Consider the following 24,730-nt stretch of genomic DNA (forward strand, 5'->3'; position numbering starts at 1 on the left):
GATGCCCGGCCACGCAGGACCACAACAGAGCGACCTTCTTTAAAGGACGCTGTCTACAGCCACGGAGCGACGGATTGATGGTTAGCCACGAAAACTTCAGTAACCCAACCCAGACACTGAACAACACAAACACCGAAACTCGATTCGCTAGCAACGAAGCGGCCCCGGCTGCAGCGACAACCAATCGCCTGAACCTGCCAGCAATCAACGACGGATTGTCACTTCAAGAACGCCCCGCCGAAGCGATGCGATTGGCTCAAGAAGCCTTCACCCAAACCTCCAACTGGATCGAGTTCTTCCGCGAGACTCTGGGCGTCGAAGGCTTCGTTCGCAAGTTGTTCCCAACCCTCGAAGAGATGCACTACTTCGAAGAGTCGCACGAGCACGGACAGATCCAAGAAATGCTGACCGCCCTCCGCAGCCAAGACACCGGCAAGGGAGACACGCTGGAACCACAACGGATGATTACCGTCCGTTTGCCAAAGAGCATGCACGAGTTCCTGCGAGTCCAAGCCGAGGAGCTGGAACTGAGCATCAACAAGCTGTGCATCAGCAAGCTGCTGCAGACGATCGATGAAAAGATGGTCCCCGAAGAGCGTGGCGGCCGACGCGGACGACGCCCGGGTCCCCAAGGCCCTCGCAAGAAAAAGGAACAGGAAACGGCCTCCGTCCAACCAACCCAGCAGCCCTACGGCAACCAGACTCCGTACGGTACTCAAACCCCGTATGGCAGCCAAACTCCGTACGGCACACAGCAGCCTCGCTCGCCACAACCGATGTCTTATCAACAGCCACCACAACGCCCCCACTTTGGTTAAGATCGCCAAAGAACCGGAGGCTTTAATATGCCTTAAGGGCAGGTTCCCGACCTGCCCCGCCCGTTGGCAATTCGCCGACGGGCCGTCCCCCTGGGCTCCCCTGCCGGTCCCCACCACGCAACACCTGACACAAGGTAGTGCCCCCGCTCATGCTGCGGAGCCACGGTGGAACCGAACCTAAAGATGGGTATCATGTTGGCGACACCCCACCCATCACTCGATAGCCCAACATGATGAAATCCCAATTCCCAGACGCGATGCTGCAGCGGATCCAATCCTGCGGCGTCGTCGCGGTGATCGTGATCGATAAGCCACAAGACGCCGTTCCTCTGGCCCAGGCTCTCCTGGCTGGAGGCATCCAAGCGATCGAACTGACTCTCCGCACCCCCGCCGCGATCGAGGCGATCCGAGCGATCGCCAGCCAGGTCCCCGAGGTTCTGGTCGGCGCCGGAACCGTCCTGACTCCCGAGCAAGCCGACGAAGTGGTCGATGCTGGAGCCGCCTTTGCCGTTGCTCCTGGTCTGAACCGGCGAGTAGTCGAGCGCTGCCAAGCCCGCGGCCTCCCCTTCGCGCCAGGAATTGTCACTCCCTCGGATATCGAACTAGCGGTCGAACTTGGGTGTCGCGAGCTGAAATTCTTCCCCGCCGAACCGAGCGGTGGGATGAGCTATCTGAAAAGCATGGCCGCCCCCTATGCCCACCTGGGCCTTCAATTCATTCCACTGGGCGGACTGGATGCTGGCAACATGGGTTCATATTTAGGTAGCCCGTTGGTTCCGGCGATCGGCGGATCGTGGATCGCTCCGCGAAAATTGATTCAACAGCAGGGCTGGGCCGAGATCACCCAAAACGCAACCGAAGCGAGTCGCATCGTCGCCGCTACCCAAAACAAGGAAATCGCATGAGCAAGGTCGTAACATTTGGTGAAATCATGGGTCGGCTGGCCCCTCCGGGATTTCTGCGTCTGCCGCAAGCGATGCCGGGATCTCTGGATGTCACCTTTGCTGGCGCCGAAGCGAACGTTGCTGCGTCGCTGTCGATCCTGGGGCTCGATGCCCACTTTGTCACCGCGCTGCCGAACAATCCGATCGCCGACGCCTGCGTCAATTCGCTGCGATCGATCGGAATCGACACGTCGTCGATTCTCCGCAGCGACATCGGGCGGCTGGGGCTCTACTTTCTGGAAACCGGCGCCAACCAACGTCCCAGCCGCGTGATCTACGATCGCGACGGATCGACGATCGGGCAAACGCCCGCCGATGCGTACGACTGGGACAAAATTTTCGCCGATGCTGGCTGGTTCCATGTCACCGGGATCACTCCTGCGGTTTCGCAAGTCGCCGCCGAAGCGACTCTGCATGCGGCCGAGGCTGCCAAGCAGAGAGGGCTGACCGTCTCGTGCGACCTGAATTTCCGTGGCAAGCTGTGGCGATGGGATTCGTCCGCTTCCCCGCACGAACTGGCTGGCCGCACGATGCGGCAACTGCTGCCGTTGGTCGACGTTTTGATCGCAAACGAGGAGGACTGTGGCGATGTGCTTCAAATTCGCGCCGCCGAGACCGATGTCGCCTCGGGGAAATTGAGCGCCGAGCGTTATCCCGAAGTCGCCCGCCGCGTGGTCCAGGAATTCCCGAACCTTCGCTATGTAGCAACGACCTTGCGCGAGAGCATCTCGGCGTCGCATAACAACTGGGGCGCGATGCTGTACGATGCCGCTGCTGAATCGGCCAGCTTTGCGCCGCAGTCCGGCGGAGAATACGAACCCTATTCGATTCGCAATATCGTCGATCGCGTGGGTGGGGGCGATTCGTTTGCGGCCGGACTGATCTTCGGTCTGCTGAACGACGATTACCCAACTCCCGAAGCGGCGTTACAATTTGCAGTGGCCGCTTCCTGCTTGGCGCATTCGATCATCGGCGATTTGAACTTTTCCAGCCGCGAGGAAATCGACGCGTTGGCCAAGGGAAGCGCCAGCGGCCGCGTCGTCCGATAGGTTTCCCGCATCCCAAGCACTATGTCCGAACCAACCTCTTCATCGCTGAACTCGCAAACGCCCGATTCGGATCGGAAGCATCCGGTCGACGCGGTTCATTTTGTCCACCATGCGATCAAGCATGCGATCCGCGACACCGCAGCTCAGCAGTCGGGCAAAGTGTCCGGAGAGGGACTGTGCCGGATCCTGCTGGAACTGGCGGTCGACGAGTTTGGCGGAGAGGGGGCCAATGTGCTGAAGCAGTGGAACATCCAGACCAGCGACGACGTTGGCCTGATCGTCGTCCGGATGCAAGCCGCCGAAGTCGACGAGGCGCAGCGCGTCGATCAAAATTCCAACTTCGGTGGCTGGTTCGATCTCGACCAGCCCGCCGACCAGTGGAATCTTAAGTGGTAACGCAATCCGAACAGCCTGCTGCTCTCGATCATGCGCTGCTCGGAATTTAAAACGCAGAGGCGCCGAGGGCGCAGAGTTCTTCCCATTTAAAATCTTCGCACGCAAACACCTCTGCGATCTCAGCGAATCTGCGTTTTTAAATAACGCCTCTTCACCGCACCCGGAATTTCCCCAGCTCAATGCACAGGCGAAGAAGCTGAAACGCAGAGGCGCAGAGAGCGCTGAGTACTTCCCATTAAAATCTGCGCACGCATGCACCTCTGCGATCTCAGCGACTCTGCGTTTTAAAATAACGCCTCTTCACCGCACCCGGAATTTCCCCAGCTCAATGCACAGGCGAAGAAGCTGAAACGCAGAGGCGCAGAGAGCGCTGAGTACTTCCCATTAAAATCTGCGCACGCATATACCCCTGCGTCCTCAGCGACTCTGCGTTTTAAATAACGCCCCCAAACCAAACCGGCATTCGGCCCGTTCAACCCGCAACGAAGTAGATCAAACGCAGAGGCGCCGAAGCCGCAGTGTTCTTCCCATCTAAAATCTTCGCACGCATACACCTCTGCGTTCTCAGCGACTCTGCGTTTCAAATATCCTTGCGGAGAACTCACATCACTCCGCCATCAGGAAGTGTTCAAAGAACGCGTAGATCACTGCGTTGGATTCGGCGTTGGGCGAGTGATCGGGGCGGTTGGTCATCGCCACGCGGTTCTCGTACCCCAGCACTCGATTAACGGCGATCGTGTGATTAAGTGCCTGCCAACGCTGAGGTGGATCTTCTGAACCGCCCGAAACCAGGAACGGTCGCGGCGCCATCAAGGCGTGCAGTTCATGTAAGTCGCGTCCCTGCTGCATTAATTTTGGGTAAAGTCCGTAGGCCGGATTGCTGTCGGTGATCAGTCCCCGCTTCCGCCAGGGCTTCGGATGATAGCCCAGGTACCACGGCTCCCAGTAGTTCACGCTGTTCCTCGCGTTGTCGAAAACGATCCCTGGATCGGACCAGGCTGCACAGGCGAAGCGATCGAACAGGCATGACGCAAACATCGCCCACTTGCCACCAAACGAATGGCCGACGATCCCGATCCGATCGGCGTCGACCTCGGGTCGCCGTGCCAGCGCGTGCCATGCGTTGGCCGCCGCGTAGCCGAGCATCGACAGCGGCTGAACTTGCGCATCGTCCAGGCTTGGGTAATACAAACTGTAAGTCCTCGCCGCGGTGGCGTCGGTTGTTCCGATCGATAGGACAACGAAACCGCGCCGCGCCAACTGCAGCGCAAAATCGCGACCTTCCTTGCCGAGCCCAATCGCGGTCTCGGGTTCGTAAAAGACAGTGATCACTGCGGGCCGCTCTCCCTGGCCATCGGGAATCAACAGGTAGCCTTCGGTCGACTCTTCAGGCAACCAGCGGAAGCGGACCTTGTGCTGGACAAAATTCTCTCTCCGTTCCGACTCGAGCACTTCGAGATCCTGGTCTTCGATTTGCGCTGGCCACTGCCCCATCAGGTCTTGCCATTGCTTGTAGATCTCGGCGCGGCGGCGCTTCCAGTCGGTTTGGTTTTCAACCATCGTGCCGTCGTTAAACTGTAGCGGCGACCGGAAGCTCCCCTGATCGTTTTGCCATTTTTCGGGCGGCGTGAAGTAGCGGGCGATGCTTGCTGGTGGTTGGCGATCCTGAGCTGCCAGCGAGTTGGCTGAAAGGGCGATCAGGAACAGGGGGATCCAAGGTTTCATCGGTGGGTTCTCGTCGAGGCGGGATATTGGACGTCGGCGATTTCTCGCACGACAAAGGGGGTAAAGCGGCGTAGGTTTCATTAAACTGCCGCAAGCAGCGGGAGGGGGGATGCGCGACAGCGCCTGCTGGCTGCGTAGATCGCGCGACACAAAAGGAAGGAAATCATGGCTGGTCAATCATACAACAGTTTACCTCGCGGCTGTATGGTCGGTTTTGCGATGCCGTTTGTGCTGGTTGGGGTGGCCGCGACAGGGTTTCTGTACTGGAGCACCTACCAAGCCTATCAGGCGCAGTCGTGGGTGGAGGTTCCCGCGACGATTCTCAACGCCAGCATCAAGACGCATCGCGGCGGCGACAGCACGACCTACAGCGTCGAGACTCGTTACCGTTACGATTTTGAGGGAAAAACGTATCACAGCGATCGTGTCAATTTCAGCCCCTTCACTTCCGATGGAAATCGCAACTGGCACCGTGCGATGGTCAGGCGGTTGCAGCGACACGCCCGTGACAAGACGCCGTACCCCTGTTTCGTCGATCCATCGGCTCCGGAAAACGCCGTCCTGGAGCGTGAGCCGCCATTTCCAATGCTGCTGCTATTCACGGTCTTCGGGATCGCCTTCGGCGGCGCCGGGATCGCGATGCTATTCCAGGATCGCAACCCGGGCTGGCAGGAGAAACGACTGCAGATCGCTCAGGCATCGGGCCAGATGTGGCGCGTTCGCAGCGACTGGGAAGAGGGTGAGATCCGGATCTCGCCGCTGCATCGCTTGCGAACTTCACTCCCCTGCCTGGTGCTGCTGAGCGTTCTGACGCTGCCAACGATTCTGCTGCTGCCTCAAGAATTCCAGCGTGGAAGTTGGTGGGCCTACCTGGGGCTGATCGGCCCGCTGGCGATTGCGATCGCGGTGGTCAAAGTGTTCACCGCGGTCTGGCATCAGATCGCACGAGGCGTCACCCGCGTTCAATTGGCGACCGTGCCGGGAGTGATCGGCGGGCCTGTGACCGGGATCATCCACAGTTCGAGAAAGTTGAATATGTTGACCGGCGTGCGCGTTACGCTCCGCTGCGATCGCAAGTCGCGAGACTCCAGTGAGACGCGGTCGATCGCCACCACGGAGACGTGTTGGCAGGACGAACAAACGATCCTCACCGATCTGAAGCAATCCGATGCCAATGAATCGGCGGTGCCATTCGATTTTGTGGTCCCCTTCGACCTTCCCGATTCGGCGCCGCTGGAGGACGAAAAAGTCGATTGGATCTTAACGGCAAAAGGGCTCGGCGGTGGTTCGCCGCTGGAGATCACTTGCGAGCTGCCGGTCTACAAGACAGCCGAAAGCAGTGAAGATCTGAAGCGTCCCGAGAGTCTTATCGCCGATTTCAGTGGGCCCGATCAGCCCGAAGACATCCTGTCGGAATTGGGGGTTCACGCGGTCGATGGTGGAGTCCGGAAGCGGTGGTGGATCACCGGGCAGAAGACGCTCTCGGGGATCCTGACGCTGCTGGTGATTGCTGGCGGGTTCGACCTCGCATCCTTCCTGATCTTTCGATATGACGGACCTTGGTTCATCGGAGTCGTCTTGGGCTTGATCGGATTTCCGCTGACCCTCGGCTTGATCCACACAATGCTTTGGCGATGCCGGATCGAGACCGCATCGGGGATGGTTCGCATTCGCAGCGGCATGATTCCGCTGGCTCGCTGGAAGAGCATTCCCTTGGATGACTTCGATCGCTTATCGATCCGGCAGACGACTCGGGTGAACGACAAGACGTATTTCGAGGTCTACTTTCAGGCTCGCAATCGCAAGCCGATCACCGTTGGCAAGGGGATCAACGGCAAGCATCGGGCTCAATTGTATGCCGCGGCGCTATGGCGTCAGGTGATCGGCAGCGAGCCGCCAGAAATCACAACCCGCCGCTTTGGCGACGACAAGAAGTCGTAGCGGCTATTGCGAGACTTGAGCCGGCACGCCGCCGAAGGGAAGCGTTTGGGAATTTGGTGGCAACGGGACGGCGGTCGGTGGCATCGCGGTCGTCGGCAGCGGTGTTGCGACACCGGTTCGCGATTGCTCGCGCAATTGGTCGGCTCGGCCGGCGATCACTTCGGCGGGCTCGCTGACTCGCGGGACCAGTTTGGTATCGATCACCCGTTCGTCGCGAATCTCAAACGGCCACAGGGTTTCCGCGATGAAATCGATTCCGGGCAACTGGTACCAGGGAGCATTGATCTTATGCCGCAGCGTCTGCGTTTCGTAACCATCGCGTTCGACACGGATCTCGCGCGTTCCGTAATAGACAAACGGACTCGCGGCGGGCGAATTTCCGATCACTTGGTTGTCGACCGAGACGAGCGCACCTGGCGGGTCGGTACGGACCATCAGCCGACGGCGGACGCACCCCGAGCAGGCCAGGACGATGCCTAGCACCAAAAGGTTGATCGAAAGATAATATCGAGGCCCCAAACCGTTCATTGCTTGCCTTATCATATTACTGCCTGCGTCGCCGTTTCCGCAGAAATCGGTGGCAGTGTAATAACAAGACCGCCTTGGTCGCCAGACCGATTGCCGGGTAGGTCTGAACCGCTGAACTAAATACAATAGGCGTCTTCCGCGACGCGGGGCTAGCAATCGAAACCCACCGAAAACAGGGCTGATCCCATCGAACACGCAATCTTGTCCGACGTAGGCATGCGTCGCGCGAACAACCAGGATTCTGCAGTTGTCCAGATTTCGGACTCGTCCGACCGATGGCAGCGTCGCGGCCATCTTTTTGTCGTGGCCGACGGCATGGGAGCACACGCGGCTGGGGAATTGGCTAGCAAATTAGCTGTCGAACAGATCCCGCACCACTACTTCCGCCCTTCCGACGCTCCGGTCGCCGAAGCGCTTCGCAAAGCGATCCAAGAAGCCAATCAAGAGATCTACCAGCGAGGCCAGCAGAACCCCGAGTTCCACAACATGGGAACGACCGGCAGTTCGCTGGTCCTTGGTCCCGAGGGAGCTTGGGTCGGGCATGTCGGCGACAGCCGCGTCTATAGACTTCGCAAACAATCTTTGGAACAACTGACCTTCGACCACAGCCTGGTCTGGGAGATGGAAGCGGCTGGCCCGATCGACAAACGCCTCAGCCGGAACATTCCCAAAAACGTGATCACCCGCTCGCTGGGCCCCAACGCCCAGGTGATGGTCGATGTCGAGGGCCCTTGGCCGCTGCAGCCCGGCGACACCTTTCTGCTGTGCAGCGATGGGCTGACCGGACAAGTCGACGATATTGAAATCGGCGTCCTGATGGACTGTCTGCCCCCCAAGGACGCCTGCCGCGTGATGGTCGACCTGGCCAATCTGCGCGGTGGCCCCGACAACATCACGATCATCATCGTCCGCGTCGATGAATCGGAAATCGGTTCGGAAGCATTCGCTGGCGGGAATCGCTCCCATCGCAAAGCCCCACAGATTTCGATGCCGTTGGCCATCGCCACGGGAACCTGCTTGCTGGCCGCCGCCCTGTTTGCACTCCTGGGAAGCTACCCCGCCGCCGCCGCTGCCGGCTTGGCCAGCATCGTCTTGGGAGTTTTGATGCTGACCGGTTTTGGCAGCCCTCAACAGGCCGTTGCGACAACAACCAACGCGCCGCGCAGCAGCACCAGCCCCTACCGACGATACGATTGCTCGGACAGTCGGCCGCTGGTCAAAAACCTGATCGGCACCGTCAACGCGCTCCGCGACGCAGCCAATGAAAAACAATGGACCGTCGATTGGAGCGAAATCAACGCGCTCGAGCACAAGGCGAAACAGGCGCAACAAGACGGCAACCGTCGCGACGCCGTCCACTTCCAATCCGAAGCGATTATCGCGACGATGGAGCAATTGCGCGAGCAACGTCGACGACAAGCCAGCGATTCCACGATCGACTTCTAGTTCCGACCGCCGATCGAAACCGCTCCCACCTCAAAGACCGCAGCCCACCTCCTCGAGACGCTGCGCTAGTCCAGCCAAGCATATCGGTTCGCCTCCATAGCTGTTTAGCGTTTGCGGTTGCGCCCTCTTGATAACCCGACGCGTAAGCGATGCACCGCGCGAATCCCTCGCTTACGCGTCGGGTTACCATCTGCTCTGGCAATCCAGCCAGACACCGTGTGAACTCCTCGCTTACGCGTCGGGCTATCATTTCCTCTGGCGTACCACTCAGGGCCCCGAATACCGCGAGGTAGCGCGTGCCAGCAATTGCCCCACATGCCCGGAACCTTGAAATCCCCAGCGACCTGTTCAATGGCGACCACAAGACGTGGTGGCACCATAAAAAAAGCAGGCCTTCGATATCCGAAGGCCTGCTGTGCGCTGATTCTTTCGATTTTAGTGCCCGGAACAGAGGACACTTTGGCTCAATTAGGGAGCTGCAGGGCTGGCAACGCCATCATCATCGTCCGACGCCAAGACAGCCGCAGCGGCTGCCAAGCCAGCGAGAGCACCTAGGCCACCAGCACCGCCGCCGCCGCCGCCGCCGCCCATTCCGCTGCTTCCCCCTGCGGGAGTCGCACCGTTTCCAGCAGCCGCGTTGGCGACTCCGCCGGTCGATTCATAAGCGTTGCGAACCGCATCGATCGTTTGATTCAACATCGACGCTGGAACCAGGCAGCAAACCAATTGGCTGCCAACCACTGCCGCATTGGTTCGCATGCTGACCGGCTGGACTGCCGAGACGGTTGGCGCCGCAACTGCTTCAAAGGAAAAGGCGGTGTAGCCCAATTGGCCAGCCGCGATCACACCGTAAACGCCTGGCTGAAGTCCCGCGACGGTGAATTGTCCCGCAGCGTTGGCGGTCGATCGCTTGATCGCGGTTCCTCCCTGGAGGATCGTGACATTGATCGAATCGAGCGAACCCAGCCCCTGTCGGTCTTCACGCAAAGGAGCGATCACTTGTCCGCTCAGGCTGCCGTTGGCGGCCAATTGAACTTGGTAGAAACTGCCGCTGGAAATTTGGTAGGCATCCAGTCCAGCCAACGGTGCATAGGGACCTTCTGGATTTCCCAGGTACCCGCGGATGTTCCGCAGCACTTCCCCTTCGGAAACCGAGGCGATCGGAAAGACCAAGGGAGCCGACTTCGCTTCGGCAACGTTTGCATAAACAAACAAGACACCATGCTTTTGTTGATTTGCATCGGCAACCACCAACGAGTACCACCCCTCGCCGGGAACCTGCAGCGTAGCGATCCCGCCATCGTTGGCGATCGCCTGACGAACCGTGCCATCGATTCCAACCACAGAAACCGAAAGATTCACAGCCGCTCGTCGACCAGCCGCCGCCAGGTCGACCAATTGAACCTGCATCTCCCCGTTGGAGTCGACGTTAGCGATCAAGCCTGCGGGCAATGGGGCTTCCACAACAGCAGATGCTTGCGAGCTCGCGGTGCGCACATGCAGCGCCGTCTTTACGTCGTCGGCCGACAATTGCAAAACGCCACACATCAACAGTGAGAGCGATACCAAGGAACGAAGCATGTTGAAATCTCGCGACGCAGAGTGTTAGGGAACTTAGTAACAATGCATAAAGCTATCGAATTCGTCACAACCGATCAACGGTAAACAAAGGTCCACCCCGCCTTCAGCCAGCCACACCCACCCACAGGGACCGCGTCGATTAAACTACACCGGGGCTGGGAGATCGCGGCGGTTAAATCGCTGTATTGCCAGCAAATAACCGACCACGCCGATCGACAGCAGAAACAATGTCGCCGCCAAAGGCCCTGGCATCTGGGCTCCCTCGGGACCCGAAACCACGATTTGCCAGGGGGACCCCGTCTCCGGATTCATCTGGTGCTGGATAATCTCCTGCGGCATGTAGGCTGTGAAATAAGTGAAATATTTCAGCCAGTCGAGTCGCTCGGTCGCTTGTGAGGCGATCATCAGGATCACGTTGACCACATAAAAGCCGATCGTCACGCCGACCGCTCGCCAGCGATAACGATCGATGCTGCTGATCCAAGTGCTGATTCCCAACAGTGCAAATCCAAACGCAAACAGATTCAAAACGCCGACACCAAACACTTCAGCCGACACGAGTTCACGCATCGGCGTGTCGATTGGTTCGATCGGACCGGTCAGGATCGGTAGATGCAATCCGATCAACGGGATGTAGAACGTTGGCGTGGGCGGAGTTTGTTTGACACTAAAACACATGATCCCAATCCAGATCCCCAGCCAGACGCAGAGGGTCAGTCCAGCCAAGCCGGTCACGGCGACGATCCCATGCGCCCGCATCACTTGAGTCCGCGTGACCGGTTGGGCCAACAGCATCTCCAGCGTGCCGCGGCCCAGTTCGCCACTGACCACGTCGGACCCGCGTGCGATCACCCACACGACGACACATAAGATGACTATCGGTTCATCAAACGTCATCCCGATCCGGCCGACGTAGCTGAACAATTGATCGAACGGAATCGGCGAAAAGCGTTCGTAGTCGCGGAACTGTTCGATGATCGCCTTGAAGCGTTCCATCTCCATCTGGCTAACGAGCCAAACTCGCAAGATGTTGAACGAGACAAGCGCCAGAGCGCAGGCCGCCCACAACAGGATCGCTTCGCCGATAAACTTTCGAATCAAAACGCGTGTCATCATGCCACCTCCTGCGCCGCGTCGACGGCTGTGCCGACCGCCTCGGTTTCGGGATGATGCACGCGATCATAGATCGCTTCGATCCCCAACGGCTCCAGCCGCAGTTCGCGCGGGGCGAGCGTCGCCAACCAGCTAAGCAAGGGGACCAGGTCGCCATCGGTCTCCAGCACGATCCGGTCTCCGTCGCGGGATGTTTGCGTCACGCGCTGCTGCAGCGGTTGCGGAATATCAAACCGGTCTTCATCGATCCAGATCACGATCCGGTGCTGATTCTTGAGCGCCGCGATCGATTGCTCCAGCACCAATTCGCCGCGTCGCAAGAAGACGACTCGATTGCAGACCTGTTCGATTTCCGAGAGGACATGCGATGAAAGGATCACCGTGCGGCCGGCGTCGCGGATCTGTTCGACTTGTTCCAGCACCGCCTTGCGAACCGAAGGGTCTAGATTCGCTGTCGGTTCGTCGAGGATCACGATTGGCGTCTGAGTCGACAGCACGATGCAGAGGGCCAGTTTCTGTCGCATCCCTGTCGACATGAATCCGACGCGGCGTTGCAGATCCAATTCGAAGCGGTCGGCCAACGCCAGGCTGCGCTCGGCGGAACCCAACGGATGCAGATCGCTAAAGAATCGCAGCACGCTGCGGCCTCGCATATGCCGCGGCAACCGCGCGTCGCCGGGTAGATAGGCGACGTTTTGGCGAACCGCCAGGCTTTCGGTGAACACATCGTGACCGCAGATCGACGCGGTTCCCGAAGTCGGTCGCAGGAATCCGAGCAGGGTTCGCAGCAGCGTCGTCTTCCCCGCTCCATTGGGCCCCAGCAACCCAAACACGTCACCCGGTTGGACAGTCAACGAGCAGTGGTCCAAGGCAACAAAGTCCCCAAAACGTTTCGTCAACGCGCGCGTTTCAACAATCGACATAGGCTTGGATTCGGAGAGCGAGAGGGAGCAGCGGAGAGGCGATCGAAGCGTGTAGTGTAGGCTGTAACCGATCGTGCGTCGTCCCGATAACAACGGCGACCGGCCTACTCAACAAACCTCCGTCTGCATAAAATCAACGCCCGGCATCCGCCCGATACGATAATTTATTTTGTGCCGCCCAACTTTTTTTCGCCAGACCAGGAAAAGGAACGATGCAGCTTCCTCAAGGATTTCGATTTGCCGGCGTGCGTTGCGGCATCAAAGCCAAAGCCGACCGCAAGGACCTGACGCTGGTTGTCGGTGATCGCGACCTCGTCGCCGCGGGCGTCTACACCCAAAACAAGATCGTCGCTGCCCCGGTCGTACTCAGCCGCAGCCGGACCCCTTCGTCGGCCGTTCGCGCTGTCGTGATCAACAGCGGCAACGCCAACGCCTGCACCGGCCAACAAGGTGACCGCGACGCGTTGGCGATGACAAACCTTGTCGCCAAAGCATGCGATCTCGATCCCAGCAGCGTGCTGGTGATGAGCACTGGGATCATCGGGCACAAGTTGCCGATGGATCGCATCGAGCAGGGGATCGGGGCGGCTGCCGACCAGTTGAACGATTCGTCCGACAATTTCCTCGCCGCCGCCGATGGCATCCTAACGACCGACCAAGGTCGCAAGCTCGCCTTCCGCTGCGAACAGATCGGCGACCAGAAGATCACCTTTGCCGCGATGGCCAAGGGGGCGGGGATGATCGGCCCGAACATGGCGACGATGTTGGGATTGGTGCTATGCGACGCCAACCTCACCAAGATCGACGCGCAACGGGCGCTGCGTGTCGCTGCCGACGCAAGCTTTAACAGCATTAGCGTCGATGGGCACACGAGCACCAACGACACGGTCAACCTGTTGTGCAGCGGAACCGCATCGGCGACGCCGTTGGCCGAAGAACATTTGGCTCGCTTCACCGAAGTGCTGACCGATTTCTGCATCGAGTTGGCCAAACAGATCCCCGCCGACGGCGAAGGGGCACATCACGTGATCGAGATCCGTGTCGGTGGTTCCGATTGCGATGCCGATGCCAAGCAGATCGCCAAATCGATCGCCGACAGCCCGTTGGTCAAAACAGCGGTGACCGGGAACGATCCCAACTGGGGACGGATCATGTCGGCCGCGGGATATGCGGGCGTCCTCGTTCGCCCCGAACTGTGCCAACTGAAGATCAACGGTTCGATGGTCTTCGACAAAGGGCAGCCGATCGACTTCGATGAAAAAACGATCAGCGAAAGCATGGCGGCCGACAAGACAGTGGTTCTGGAAGTGACCGTCGGCGACGGGCCGGGAACTTCGGTCTTCTGGACCAGCGATCTGACGACCGATTACGTGACCTTCAACTCCGATTATTCTACGTGATCCGTCTGACCGGCCGCGGACCGTTCGAACTGACGACACTCAGAACGGAACCTCTCGGTATCCTCGGCACATGCCAGGATAACGTCTATTATTGAGGGACTCTTGTGGCGTGTCCGCCGCAACGAGACCATTTCGCACGTCTAGATTCGTATCGGCCGTCAGCTCATCATGGAAAACTGGATCAACTTTGGAATCGCCCTGCTGCTCGTGGCGATCAACGGCTTTTTTGTTGCGGCGGAGTTCGCACTCGTCAAGGCGCGGCCAAGCCGACTGGAACAACTGGCGCTCGGCGGCAATCTGTTTGCCAAAGTTGCCAACTGGCTGGCGAGGCGGTTGGATGCGTCGCTGTCAGCCTGCCAATTGGGAATCACCCTCGCCTCGCTGGCTCTGGGGTGGGTCGGCGAACCGGCCTTCCATCACCTGATCGAGCCCGTGTTTGCTTGGATGGGGATCTCCAACCCCGACGTGCTGCACTACGTTTCCCTGGCCTTCGCGTTCACAACGATCACGGCGCTGCATCTGGTCGTCGGCGAACAGGCCCCCAAAATCTTTGCGATCCGCAAACCCGAACCGATGGCCGTTTGGTGCGCTCTGCCGCTGGCCGGATTCTATTACGTCGCTTATCCGTTGTTGGTCGCGCTGAACTGGATCACTTCGTTGCTGTTGCGATCGATCGGTGTCGAAGCTGTCGACGAGCACGGCACGCCGCACACCGAAGAGGAGCTGCGGAACCTGGTCGCCCAATCGCATGTGCATGGCGAATTGACTCGCAGTGAAGCCCAGCTTATCAACGCGGTGTTGGAGTTCGACGATCAATCGGCCCACCAAATCATGACTCCGCGAACCGATGTGATCACGCTGTCGATGGACGCCCCGATCGAAGACTGGATCACGACGATACGCAAATACCGCTTCAGCCGCTATCCGGTCGTGGAGCAATCGCTGGAGAAAGCGGTTGGCGTTCTGCACATCCAACACCTGGTCGGCCTGGATCTCTCTCAACCGCTCGACCGTGCCGCCCTGTTGCAGCCGCCGAACTTCGTTCCCGAAACGATCCCGATCAAAACGCTGCTGCAGCATTTTAAGTCCTCGCAATCGCTGCTGGCCTTTGTCGTCGATGAACACGGCACCGTCGTGGGCGTCGTCACGTTGGAAGATGTACTCGAAGAGCTGGTTGGCGAGCTGGAGGATGAGTTCGACGAACAGGTCCGCGACATCGTTCCCGAAGACGATCAGACCTTCCGTGTCCTTGGGCAGACGCCGTTGGACGACATCAACAAAGCGATGGGGCTGACGCTGCAGTCGCACGATTCCGACTCGTTAGGCGGATTTGTGATGCAACATCTGGGAAGAGTCGCCGAGCAGGGGGACGTGATCCAGATCGACGGCGCGAAGATCGAGATCCTGCGCGTCGAAGGCCCCCGCATCGTCAGCATGCGAGTCCGCCTCTCCGCTCCGCTAGCCAGCCTCGATGCTCCCACCAGCACCGACGACAACGAAGACTCAGCCGCTCAATAGCTTCCGAGCGGCACGCGTCGATCGCACTTCAACGGTTGCCAACACAACGGACGCAACCAACAGCGGTAGGACGTAATAGTAGATCCGGAAGATTAGCAGCGACCCTAGGATGACCGCTTCGTCGCTGCTGGCCAGCAACGACAGCAGGATCGCTTCTAAGACACCCAGTCCGCCGGGAACCTGAGTCAGCATCGCCGCGGCGAGGGCCAGTAGGTAGACGCCGACGACTTGTAGGTAGCTGGCTGAAATTCCGCTTGGCAGCAAGACGTACAGGGTCGTTGCCACCAGAATCAGGTCCATCGACGCGACAACGATCTGCTTCCGCATCAGCGCCGGACCGGGAGGCAACAGCTTCAATCCCGCCAGCGGCAGCGGGCGACGCCACCAAGTGCAGGTCGCCACGTAGAGGGCGATCGCCGCCAGCAGCGTGAAACCGAGGATCCGCGAACTGATCGGCAGATCGATCGACGGTGGCATCGGAATTTCCGCAATCGACAGCACCACGCCGCCGACCATGCAGACACCGACCCAAAACGAGAGGCTTGTGAAAGCCAGCAGGGCCACGATTTGAGCGGTCCCCAAGCCCCAGCCGCTATAGAATCGGACGCGGATCGGAATCCCTGCGGCCACCGCGCCGATGTTGTTGCTGAAGGCGTAGGCGAGGAAGGAGACCAAGCCGACTTTGCGATAGTTCAGCTTGGGGCTGCCATCTTCGGCGCCCGAACTGCCCGCCCCAACATACTGAACCGCCAACACGTCGTTACCGGTCAAGACAAAGTAGTTCATCGCGACCAGCAGGCAGGCCAGCAGATGATACGCCAAGGGGATGTTTGCGACACCGGCGGCGAATTCGTCCCAGGTGATCTCTTGCGTCTTCTTGTACAGAAACGAAGCGGCAACGGAGAACAGGATCAGTCCGAAGACTGGTCCCGCGATTTTTTTCAATCGTCCGACAAACGTGGGCTCGTTTTTATTCACCAAAATAATCGACTGCGTTTTTGAAGATGGCAAATCCTTCGCCCCACTGCGGCTGCTGGGCGCGGCGCGTCCATTGTGGGTGATGCGTTGGATCGATGTGTCGTTCCGGATGAGGCATCAGGCCAAATAAGCGGCCCGTTGCGTCGCAGATTCCTGCCACGTTTGCTTCGGATCCGTTGGGGTTCGATGGAAACGGCAGGACTTCGTCGCTGGCTTGTCCGGCATCGGCCGCGGTGTATCGCAGCGCCAATCGTCCGGCGTCGCCGAACGCCTTCAATGCCTCAGCGTCGGCCGTGACAAACTTGCCTTCGGCATGAGCGATCGGCAGATACATCTTGTCGATCCCCTTCAAGAAGACGCATGGAGTTTTCGTTTTGTCGACCGCCAAGTGAACCCAGCGGTCTTCGAAGCGGCCGTGATCGTTCCAGGTCAACGTTGCCGGCTGGGTCTCGCGGACGCCGGAGGTCAGCACGCCCAGTCGCATCAGGACTTGGAAGCCGTTGCAGATGCCAAGGACCAAGCGGTCTTGGTCGCAGAACTGGCGGACCATGTCGCCCAGGTGGCGGTCCAATTGGCTGGCCAGAATCCGGCCCGCAGCGATGTCGTCGCCATAGCTGAATCCGCCCGGGAGACAGAGAACCTGGAAGTCTTCGGCCAATTTGGGATTTTCGATCAACCGGTTCACGTGCACGCGTTCGGTAACCGCACCGGCAGCTTCAAACGCAAACGCGGTCTCTTCGTCGCAATTGGTTCCCGGAGCACGAAGGATCAAAACGCGTGGAACTGCCATAGCTTCTTACGATTCGTCGGGTGTTGGGGGAAGCCGCCCAGAGCCGCTTCCAGAGATTATCCAGCTGGCTCAGGATGAAGGATTCCCCAGCAAAAGGGAAGGGGGCTGGGCCGGTTCGCTCTAAACCAAATCAGCGCGACGACTGCCTCGCATCAACCAACCGGCCAGGACCAGCGATCCGACCATAAACAGCAGCGAGACCGTCCAGGTGATCATCGACGATGGACCCCAGACGTTGTCGGCCAGGGTTACCTCGGGATACAGCAGCCGGCGGAGTTCGACCATCGAATAGCTGAGTGGATTGCAGCGCATGATCCAGTGCAGAATCGACTGGCCGATCGACGTCGCGTTGCTGATCGCGGGGATCGGGAAAAACGCACCGCTCAACAGCCACATCGGCATCAGGAACAGCATCATCACGGCATGAAAGCCTTGGGTGCTGGTCATCGGCCAGGCGACGATCATGCCGACCGAACACAAGGTGATCGACATCACCGCCAACAATACAAGCGCATAGACCGTGTTGATCCCGGGGCTGGCCATGCCAAACAGCAACACCAGGCCGAGGAACAGAACGGCTTGCGCCCAGGCGATTCCGCCGCCACCGACAACCTTACCGACCAACACCGGCCAGCGTCCCACCGGCGAAACGAGCACGCCTTGCATGAACCCTTCGCGGCGATCCTCGATCACCGAAATCGTGGCGAAAATTGCGGTGAAAAGCACGATCAGTCCGATCGTGCCCGGCAGGAAGTATTCGAAAAATCCTTCTTGTCCGCTGGTCGTCCAGGAGAACGAGCCGCGCATGCCGGCGCCAAACATCAACCAGAACAGCAGCGGTTGAACGACGGCTGAAACGACGCGGTTCTTCTGCCGGAAGAAGCGTGTCCATTCGCGGCGAGCTAACATCCACGCCGCGGCGATTCCGCTGGGGCGGATGTCGAGCGACGGTCCAGCGCCAAGCGATGCCTGCGGCGAGGGTGACGGTTTCGATTCGGAGGTTTCCGAGGTAAGTGTACTCATGATGAATTCAGTTTCTGCTATTCGCCCGACCAGAATTGATAACCGGTCTTTGCGATAAAGACATCTTCAAGACTCGGCCGGCCGATCGAGATCGAAGTCGCTTGGTCACCCAGCGTCGTCAACAGTTCAGGGATCATCGGACCGGGCTGATCGCTTTGAATGCGAACTTGGTTGTGTAACGCTTGCCCCTCGATGCCCATCTGCTGAAGTTGTTGGCAAACCGCTTCGGGCTGGTCGGTGGTGATCGTGATCAAGCCCGCCCCCATCTGCGATCGCAAGCGATCCGGTGCCCCTTCGGCGATCACTTTCCCTTCGCTTAAGATCGCGATCTGATCTGCTTTCTCAGCCTCTTCCAACAGATGCGTCGTCAGGACGACCGACAGCCCCTGCTGCGAGAACTCTTTAAGCGCTTCCCAGAGGTCCAGCCGAGCTCCTGGATCCAAGCCGGTGCTCGGTTCATCCAGCAGCAGCACCTGTGGTTGGTGCAGCATTCCCTTGGCCAGTTCGACGCGTCGCTTCAGACCGCCGGAGAGTTTTTCGCAATAATCATTTCGGCGGTCGGAGAGCCGCAAACGCTGCAGGACTTCTTCTTCCCGCTGCCGCAGCGCGGCGCCATGGATTCCATACAACGCCGCTTGGCAACGCAGGTTCTCCAGCACCGTCAGCTTCTTGTCCAAGCTGGGTGATTGGAACACGATTCCGATCCGGCGACGGACTTCCATCACCGATTCGACGCTCGCGCCCGAGACGCTCAATTGCCCGCGTTGCAGCGGCATCAGCGTCGCCAGCAAGCGGAAAAGTGTGGTTTTGCCGCTGCCGTTGGGGCCTAACAAAGCAAAGATCTTGCCTTGCGGAATCTGCAAGTTGACGCCGTCCAAGGCGACGTGGTCATCGTAGCGATGGTGCACGTCGACAGCTTCGACAGCGTATTGGATTGTCGGATGATGAGGATCTGCGGAGGTCATGTTCACGGCTCCGACCTGTTTCAGTCGGCGATCGATGGGAAGGTCGTAGGGCTGCGGCGGTGATCCGCCACGCCAGCGAAGCGACGGGCAGAACCAGCGGAGGAGGGATAGGGCTGTGGCGGCGGTTTAACCGAGCAGTCGCGCGGCGATCAAAACGGCCAGCGAGGCGGGCAACTGGACCAGCGACGACATCAACAACTGTCGCGCGGTGACGTCGTTGGGGCTGCCGCAGAAACGGAACGAGCTGCGAATCATCCCGAAGGAGGCTGCCACGGCGAGGATCGCAAACAGCGGAGCGTAGTTGTAGGGAAGGACGAGCGTGATCAAAACGGCTGGCAAAGCCAACGCTCCGGCAATCGCTTGCCATCCGGCACTCTTGCCCGTCGGTTCGACAACGGGCGTCATCTTAAAGCCCGCGTCGGCGTATTGGCCGCGGTACATCCAAGCGATCGCCATGAAGTGAGGGTATTGCCACAAGAACAACACGGCGACCAGAAGCCATCCGCGAGGATCGGTCAGACTGCCGCCAGCGGCTGCAAATCCCATCATCATCGGCAACGCGCCGGCGATCGCACCGACGGTCGTGTTCCAAGCGGTCTTCTGTTTCAGCGGCGTGTACAGCATCACATAACCGACCCACGTCGCGACACCAACAAACGCGGTACTCTGGCCGACGTTGATCGCTAGGTAAGCGGTCCCCAGCAGGCCGATCGTGATTCCGAAAATCAAAGCGGCTCCCGGAGAGACGACGCCGCTGGGCAGCGGTCGCTTCATCGTCCGCATCATCTTCGCATCGGCTTCGCGCTCGATGAACTGGTTCATCACGCTGGCGCTGCCGGCGACCGCGGCGGTGCCGATCATCAGATGCATCAGCATCCACAGCGAAAGGTCGGTGCCCGCCAAGAACATCGCCGACATGCCGGTGGTGATCAGGATCATCATCACGATCCGCGGCTTGGTCAGATCGTACAGCCCGCGAATCGACGCCTTCAGCGAATGAGCGCCAGCGGCAGCACGTCCGCGATGCGGCGAATCCGCTGCGTCGATCGAATTGCCTTCCGATGCGATCGCCACACGAGTTGGTCGCACGACGGTGCTAAGTCGTTCCGGTCGATCCAATACGACAAGATCGCCACTCATGAAGTTAGCCTTTGTATTGTGAGCGTTCTCAATCGAACGCGGGTTTCGCAAATGAGGAGTTTTCGCAGCGTCGCGAGGCTCGCAACCAAGTCCAGCAGGCCAGCGCCAGGATCAACGATCCCGTCGCCATATGCCCTGTCACGACCATCGATTCGGTCCATCCTTTGGCTACGATCACATACCGTGCCAGCGACGGCCATTGACTCAGGGCCCACGGCGAACCGTAGTTTACAAACCACGTCCCCAGTCCCAACGACCACTGCAAGATCAGCAATCCTATCAGCCCCAACCCGATTCTGGATAGCGTCAAATCGCCGCAGCGACGCAACTTCCAGGCGGTAATGACTGCCAAAACCGCAACCAGGGCGGCTCCGGTAAGGTGGGAAAAGACGATGTGACGGAAAAACGAGTCCCCTGCGTCGACGGGCATGTGACGTAGTTGAGCTCCTAGAACCAGTTGCAAGTAGCTGCTGATCGCCAACGCCGCCCCCCAGCGGACAGTATTCCTGGGAACACTTGGGGCGTCAGTTGCTTGCCACCACCGCGAACTGACCCCAGCGATCATCCAACAGAGGACAAAAAACGCGGGGCCAAAGCAGCCGTGGATCATCGCCACAGTTCGCGCGTCCATCACGACGCGAGCGCCGCCGAGCGCACCTTGCAAGATCACGCCGACCAGAGCGACGATGCACAGTCGCACGATCCAGCGAGGCTGCCGCGACCAGACGGCCGCGACCAACATCGCGATCGTGATCAGACCAACCAGCGACGCCAGCAACCGATGCCCGTGTTCGATCAACAAATCGAAGGGGCCCAGCAACCAAGTTGTCCAGGGATACAGGAACATATTATATCCGTAGGTCGCCGGCCAATCGGGGACCGCCATCCCGGCGTCGTAAGTCGTCACCAGCCCACCGACCCAAATCAGCGGCCAGGTCAGCCAGACCAACAGCACGGCCCAGCGATGAACCCATGGAGATCGCCACGGCGAACCAGCTTCGTCGGTCGCGGGTGTTTCGTCTTTCAGTTCGTCCAAGATCGGTTCCTGTTCGCGATTCACAGCGCTTCGCCTCGCCCGGTTTGCGAAAGCGAAAGCACGTAATGGACGATGTCCCAGACGTCGCCAGTGGTCAGCCCGCTGCCGCTGGGTTGTTCGACAAGATTGATCGCGGGCATCGGCGTTCCATCGATCCCCTGCACGATCCGTCGGTAGATGTCCTGCGGTTGGTCGCCGCCGCGAAACGCACCGGCACGCATGTCGCGAGGCAGGATGTTCCGCGGCTTATGAGCTCCAAGAGCCAGGTATTCCCGAACGACCTGCTTCTTTTCAGGGTCTTTCGGATCCAGCCCGTTCCGCATCGTCCACTCTTTGGTCCAATCGTCGTAGTCGTTGACCTGTCCGTCGCCGTGTCCATCGGCTCCATGGCAGATCGCACAGTTGGCGACTTTGCCGCCGAACAACGCTCTGCCGCGAGCGATCGACGCGGCCATCTCCGCCTGTTGATCGGCGGTCGCATCGGCAGCCAAGGGCCAGGCCGGAATCTTTTCCGGCGGAGGCGCGATCGCGACAACCTGTTCGGGAGCGTCGATCCAACGGCTCGCCGCCGCGACGACGTAATCCTCGATCGCATCCCATTGCTCCTGATACGCTTCGGGATCGCTCTCCTTTAGCTCCTCCGCCAGCAATCGATCCTGCGGCGTTTGGTCGGGATCGCCATAGCCGAGTTCGTTGGCCGCGTCGCGATACATCGCCCGTTCCACCTCGCCGCGGAGCGTTAAATAGATCACGTATTGCGCCAGCGCCGTCAGATCTTCGTCGGGATAGAGATGGAAGGAAGGCATCGACGTGCCGGGCATTCCGTGCCGCAGCGTCCGAACCAGATCGTCGACCGTCGGCTTGGCGCCGTACTGCGTCGACTTGAACTTGAACACGCCCATCCGGAAATCGCGAGGATAGGGATTCAACAGGTTGGAGGCCGGCCCGTTCCCATCGCCGCTGATCCCATGGCACTGGGAGCAATGTTTGCGAAACAGCCCGCGATCGGTACCGTCGCGATCGCTGGCAACCGCTCCGGCGGCGCGTTGCAGATTTTCGAGCTGGATCAGCGATTGAAAATCGGGGTTATCGGTAAGCACCGCCGGCAGCAGTGGCTGGTCGGGGGTGCCGAACAACTGAGTGATCGCGATTTGAGTGTCGTCGATCGCGGAGTCCAATTCGGCGCCGTGGATCTCCATCTTATGCGCGAAGACCCGGTTCATGCGGAACCCGGGAGGCTCAGAACCGCAGCCTGGGAGGATCAGCAGCGCCAGCAAGGCGATGCTTCGGGCAATCTTTGTACATTTTTCAGCATCCATCCGCTTCATTCTATCCAGAGACAGCGAGTTGCCCAGGCCGAACGCTCCCCCGACGCATCAGCTCAATTGTCGCAGCCCCCACAGGTCAGCAAACCATCCTCAAAGTGCGAGGACCAGTGGTCAGGCGATTTGCTCTGAACCCAAAACGCTTGTCTCTCGCCGATGGAACGCCTAACCTTTTGTATACTAACCTGCGTTATCGACAGGTCGTTGTACCTACAACCTAACTTAGGACGAATGGATCCCAAGGTGTTCGATGACCGTTCGCGAAGTCGTGCATATAATAGAAGCTGACGGTTGGGTCATGGTTGCTCAGAAGGGCAGCCACCGCTAATTCAAACATCCAGTTAAGACGGGACGCGTGACAATCGCCGGGCGTCCCAAGGACGACATCGCTCCCGGCACTCTAAACAGCATTTTTCGGCAAGCCGGCCTCAAGGATTAACCCGATGCAAACCAAGTACCTGATCGTCATCGAGAAAACGCCCAACAATCTATCGGCGTTCTGCCCAGACCTTCCCGGGTGTGTGGCTACCGGTGCTACGCAGGCCGAGGTCGAGCAACGGATGCGTGACGCGATCCGCATGCATCTCAACGGTATGCTAGAGGATGGTGAACCGATACCGGCGCCATCCTGCGTCGCAGATTATGTTGAGGCGTAGTCGGCGGCCAACTCCGCCATCGACGCAAATATCAACCTCCCCGTACGCGCCCACCCCAGCATCAACGGCATCACCGCGAATCGAGGAGCAATGGTCCGGCGTTTTGCGTTTCCCTGGCCATCGGCATGGGAATTCGGCGAGACTTTTCTTCTACCCAGTTGCCAATAATTCGCGGCAACCGTCGAATCACGTGACATATCCCAGGTCCCGTACCATCATCGAAAACCTTTTGAGTAGACCTATGAAACGCATGCTGCGCTTCGCGATCATCGGAGTCGTCATCGCTGTGGGAGGAATGGTCGGCTATGCCCAGTTTGGGCTGCGAGCCGCTCAGACCGGCGTCAGCGCAACGTTTGAACACCAAGGCCGACCGCGAGAGTATCGGCTGCACGTTCCCGAGGGGCTCGAGCCAGGGGATCCGGTGCCGCTGCTGGTCTGCCTGCACGGTGGAGGTTCCAATTCGCGGGTCGCTTCGGCGATGGGGTTCTCGAAGCTGGCCGATCGCAAAAAGTTCATCGTCGCGTATCCCAACGCCATCGAGAAGCATTGGAACGACGGCCGCGACTCACCGATGTTTGCCGACCAGGACGACAAGGTGGACGATGTCGACTTCATCATGAAGATCGTCCAACGGATACGGCGATCGCACTCCATCGATGCCAACCGAATCTTTGCAACAGGGGTGTCCAATGGCGGTTTCATGACGCAACGCTTGGCGATGGAAAAACCGGAGACCTTCTCTGCCGTCGCTGTTTGTATTGCCACGATGGGCGAAGCGATCAGCCAACGTTTCGATCCCGCGTTGCCGGTTTCGGTCCTCTACCTGAACGGGACCGAAGACCCGTTGGTCCCTTACGATGGCGGACCTGTCGGCAAGGGACTGGGGCCGCGGCTGAATCGGGTCGCAGGCAACCCGATCGCGCCGCGAGGACTCGCGATCAGCACCGACGACGCCGTCCAGCTTTGGGTCGAGCGAAACAAGACCGCCTCGGAACCAACGGTGAAGAAACTGGCTGACAAGAATCAAGAGGACCGATCGTACATCGAATACTACCACTGGGACGGCGGGCAGCGTGGCACCGTGGTTGGACTCTATAAAGTGGTCGGCGGAGGACACGCGCTCCCCGGCGGCCGGCAGTATTATCCGGTCAAAGTCATCGGACGCCCCAACCAGGACGCCCAAGGACCGGAGCTCGTTTGGGACTTTTTGATTCAGCACCCCCGCCAGCCCAAGCCCTCGTCGACCGAATAGTCATCGAGACAGCAACCGCCGAGCGATCTCGCGCGTCCCAGTGCATCGCACAACGAGCCAGCCCCCCCCAAACCCTTGCACCCCGCCAACGGGCCGTCTAATCTGTCGCATAACAACCTGAATATGCGACAGGCCGTCGCACATAGACCCGTTCGACGACTCAGTCTTTTGAAATGGAGACCG

The 24,730-nt window shown here is 59.4% G+C and carries 22 protein-coding genes and 1 pseudogene; 11 read left to right on the top strand and 12 right to left on the bottom strand.

The window, feature by feature from the left end:
* The first annotated feature begins 77 nt into the window (after positions 1 to 77).
* The 4 genes from EC9_RS17575 to EC9_RS17590 all read left to right on the top strand — a co-directional run bounded on the left by EC9_RS17575 (position 78) and on the right by EC9_RS17590 (position 3,207).
* The gene (locus tag EC9_RS17575; RefSeq protein WP_145347226.1) at positions 78 to 818 is read left to right on the top strand and encodes a hypothetical protein; all 741 of its coding nucleotides are present in this window, start codon (positions 78 to 80) and stop codon (positions 816 to 818) included.
* 230 nt (positions 819 to 1,048) lie between these two features.
* Positions 1,049 to 1,723, top strand: a complete 675-nt coding sequence (locus tag EC9_RS17580; protein ID WP_145347228.1) for a bifunctional 4-hydroxy-2-oxoglutarate aldolase/2-dehydro-3-deoxy-phosphogluconate aldolase — start codon at positions 1,049 to 1,051, stop codon at positions 1,721 to 1,723.
* Positions 1,720 to 2,811, top strand: coding sequence for a sugar kinase (locus EC9_RS17585; protein WP_145347230.1), 1,092 nt, complete (start codon positions 1,720 to 1,722; stop codon positions 2,809 to 2,811). Before EC9_RS17580 ends, EC9_RS17585 begins: the two co-directional genes overlap by 4 nt.
* A 21-nt stretch (positions 2,812 to 2,832) precedes the next feature.
* Complete coding sequence (locus tag EC9_RS17590; RefSeq protein WP_145347232.1) at positions 2,833 to 3,207, top strand: hypothetical protein; 375 nt, start codon at positions 2,833 to 2,835, stop codon at positions 3,205 to 3,207.
* A 606-nt stretch (positions 3,208 to 3,813) separates the two neighbouring features.
* Here the strand turns inward: EC9_RS17590 and EC9_RS17595 are convergent.
* Positions 3,814 to 4,932 (bottom strand): dienelactone hydrolase family protein, encoded by a 1,119-nt coding sequence (locus tag EC9_RS17595; protein ID WP_246105750.1) that lies wholly within the window; start codon positions 4,930 to 4,932, stop codon positions 3,814 to 3,816.
* 165 nt (positions 4,933 to 5,097) lie between these two features.
* On the opposite strand from EC9_RS17595, the gene EC9_RS17600 reads away from it, so the two are divergent.
* Positions 5,098 to 6,873 carry a DUF3592 domain-containing protein gene (locus EC9_RS17600; RefSeq protein WP_145347236.1) on the top strand — a complete coding sequence of 592 codons (1,776 nt, stop codon included), beginning with the start codon at positions 5,098 to 5,100 and terminating at the stop codon, positions 6,871 to 6,873.
* Between the two features lie 3 nt (positions 6,874 to 6,876).
* Here the strand turns inward: EC9_RS17600 and EC9_RS17605 are convergent, their stop codons facing one another.
* Entirely contained in the window at positions 6,877 to 7,401 is a 525-nt protein-coding gene (locus EC9_RS17605) for a PEGA domain-containing protein (protein ID WP_246105751.1), read from the bottom strand.
* Positions 7,402 to 7,602: 201 nt separating this feature from the next.
* On the opposite strand from EC9_RS17605, the gene EC9_RS17610 reads away from it, so the two are divergent.
* Entirely contained in the window at positions 7,603 to 8,847 is a 1,245-nt protein-coding gene (locus EC9_RS17610; protein WP_246105752.1) for a PP2C family protein-serine/threonine phosphatase, read from the top strand.
* 468 nt (positions 8,848 to 9,315) lie between these two features.
* Here the strand turns inward: EC9_RS17610 and EC9_RS17615 are convergent, their stop codons facing one another.
* The 3 genes from EC9_RS17615 to EC9_RS17625 form a co-directional block, all read right to left on the bottom strand.
* A complete protein-coding gene (locus EC9_RS17615) occupies positions 9,316 to 10,428 on the bottom strand; it encodes a hypothetical protein (protein WP_145347242.1) in 1,113 nt (370 codons plus the stop codon).
* A 144-nt stretch (positions 10,429 to 10,572) separates the two neighbouring features.
* Complete coding sequence (locus tag EC9_RS17620; RefSeq protein ID WP_145347244.1) at positions 10,573 to 11,544, bottom strand: ABC transporter permease subunit; 972 nt, start codon at positions 11,542 to 11,544, stop codon at positions 10,573 to 10,575.
* Positions 11,541 to 12,464 carry an ABC transporter ATP-binding protein gene (locus EC9_RS17625; protein ID WP_145347246.1) on the bottom strand — a complete coding sequence of 308 codons (924 nt, stop codon included), beginning with the start codon at positions 12,462 to 12,464 and terminating at the stop codon, positions 11,541 to 11,543. Before EC9_RS17625 ends, EC9_RS17620 begins: the two co-directional genes overlap by 4 nt.
* A gap of 212 nt (positions 12,465 to 12,676) precedes the next feature.
* Here EC9_RS17625 and argJ point away from each other — a divergent pair, with 212 nt between their 5' ends.
* Positions 12,677 to 13,864, top strand: a complete 1,188-nt coding sequence (gene argJ / locus EC9_RS17630; protein ID WP_145347248.1) for a bifunctional glutamate N-acetyltransferase/amino-acid acetyltransferase ArgJ — start codon at positions 12,677 to 12,679, stop codon at positions 13,862 to 13,864.
* A gap of 168 nt (positions 13,865 to 14,032) precedes the next feature.
* Entirely contained in the window at positions 14,033 to 15,382 is a 1,350-nt protein-coding gene (locus tag EC9_RS17635; RefSeq protein ID WP_145347250.1) for a hemolysin family protein, read from the top strand.
* Here EC9_RS17635 and EC9_RS17640 read toward each other — a convergent pair.
* From EC9_RS17640 to EC9_RS17670, 7 genes are all read right to left on the bottom strand, one after another.
* Positions 15,368 to 16,360, bottom strand: a complete 993-nt coding sequence (locus EC9_RS17640; RefSeq protein WP_218934224.1) for a putative bifunctional lysylphosphatidylglycerol flippase/synthetase — start codon at positions 16,358 to 16,360, stop codon at positions 15,368 to 15,370. The two genes, EC9_RS17635 and EC9_RS17640, sit on opposite strands and share 15 nt — an antisense overlap.
* Positions 16,353 to 17,150 carry a phosphoribosylformylglycinamidine synthase I gene (gene purQ, locus EC9_RS17645; protein ID WP_145347254.1) on the bottom strand — a complete coding sequence of 266 codons (798 nt, stop codon included), beginning with the start codon at positions 17,148 to 17,150 and terminating at the stop codon, positions 16,353 to 16,355. The genes EC9_RS17640 and purQ overlap by 8 nt, the downstream gene beginning before the upstream one ends.
* A 120-nt stretch (positions 17,151 to 17,270) precedes the next feature.
* A complete protein-coding gene (locus EC9_RS17650; protein WP_145347256.1) occupies positions 17,271 to 18,173 on the bottom strand; it encodes an ABC transporter permease in 903 nt (300 codons plus the stop codon).
* Between the two features lie 17 nt (positions 18,174 to 18,190).
* Complete coding sequence (locus EC9_RS17655; RefSeq protein WP_145347257.1) at positions 18,191 to 19,138, bottom strand: ABC transporter ATP-binding protein; 948 nt, start codon at positions 19,136 to 19,138, stop codon at positions 18,191 to 18,193.
* Between the two features lie 126 nt (positions 19,139 to 19,264).
* Positions 19,265 to 20,278, bottom strand: coding sequence for a heme o synthase (cyoE, locus tag EC9_RS17660; protein WP_145347259.1), 1,014 nt, complete (start codon positions 20,276 to 20,278; stop codon positions 19,265 to 19,267).
* A gap of 28 nt (positions 20,279 to 20,306) precedes the next feature.
* Positions 20,307 to 21,338 carry a COX15/CtaA family protein gene (locus tag EC9_RS17665; RefSeq protein ID WP_246105753.1) on the bottom strand — a complete coding sequence of 344 codons (1,032 nt, stop codon included), beginning with the start codon at positions 21,336 to 21,338 and terminating at the stop codon, positions 20,307 to 20,309.
* Positions 21,335 to 22,537, bottom strand: coding sequence for a c-type cytochrome (locus tag EC9_RS17670; RefSeq protein WP_218934225.1), 1,203 nt, complete (start codon positions 22,535 to 22,537; stop codon positions 21,335 to 21,337). Before EC9_RS17670 ends, EC9_RS17665 begins: the two co-directional genes overlap by 4 nt.
* A gap of 442 nt (positions 22,538 to 22,979) precedes the next feature.
* On the opposite strand from EC9_RS17670, the pseudogene EC9_RS27360 reads away from it, so the two are divergent.
* The 3 genes and pseudogenes from EC9_RS27360 to EC9_RS17685 all read left to right on the top strand — a co-directional run.
* Positions 22,980 to 23,078, top strand: a pseudogene (locus tag EC9_RS27360) (type II toxin-antitoxin system HicA family toxin); the annotation flags it as partial.
* Positions 23,079 to 23,082: 4 nt separating this feature from the next.
* Positions 23,083 to 23,295 (top strand): type II toxin-antitoxin system HicB family antitoxin, encoded by a 213-nt coding sequence (locus tag EC9_RS17680; protein ID WP_145347263.1) that lies wholly within the window; start codon positions 23,083 to 23,085, stop codon positions 23,293 to 23,295.
* Positions 23,296 to 23,536: 241 nt separating this feature from the next.
* Positions 23,537 to 24,547: an alpha/beta hydrolase family esterase gene (locus EC9_RS17685; protein WP_218934226.1), complete on the top strand. Its 1,011-nt coding sequence runs from the start codon at positions 23,537 to 23,539 to the stop codon at positions 24,545 to 24,547.
* The last annotated feature ends 183 nt before the right edge of the window (positions 24,548 to 24,730 follow it).

Source organism: Rosistilla ulvae (assembly GCF_007741475.1).
GTDB classification, from domain to species: Bacteria; Planctomycetota; Planctomycetia; order Pirellulales; family Pirellulaceae; genus Rosistilla; species Rosistilla ulvae.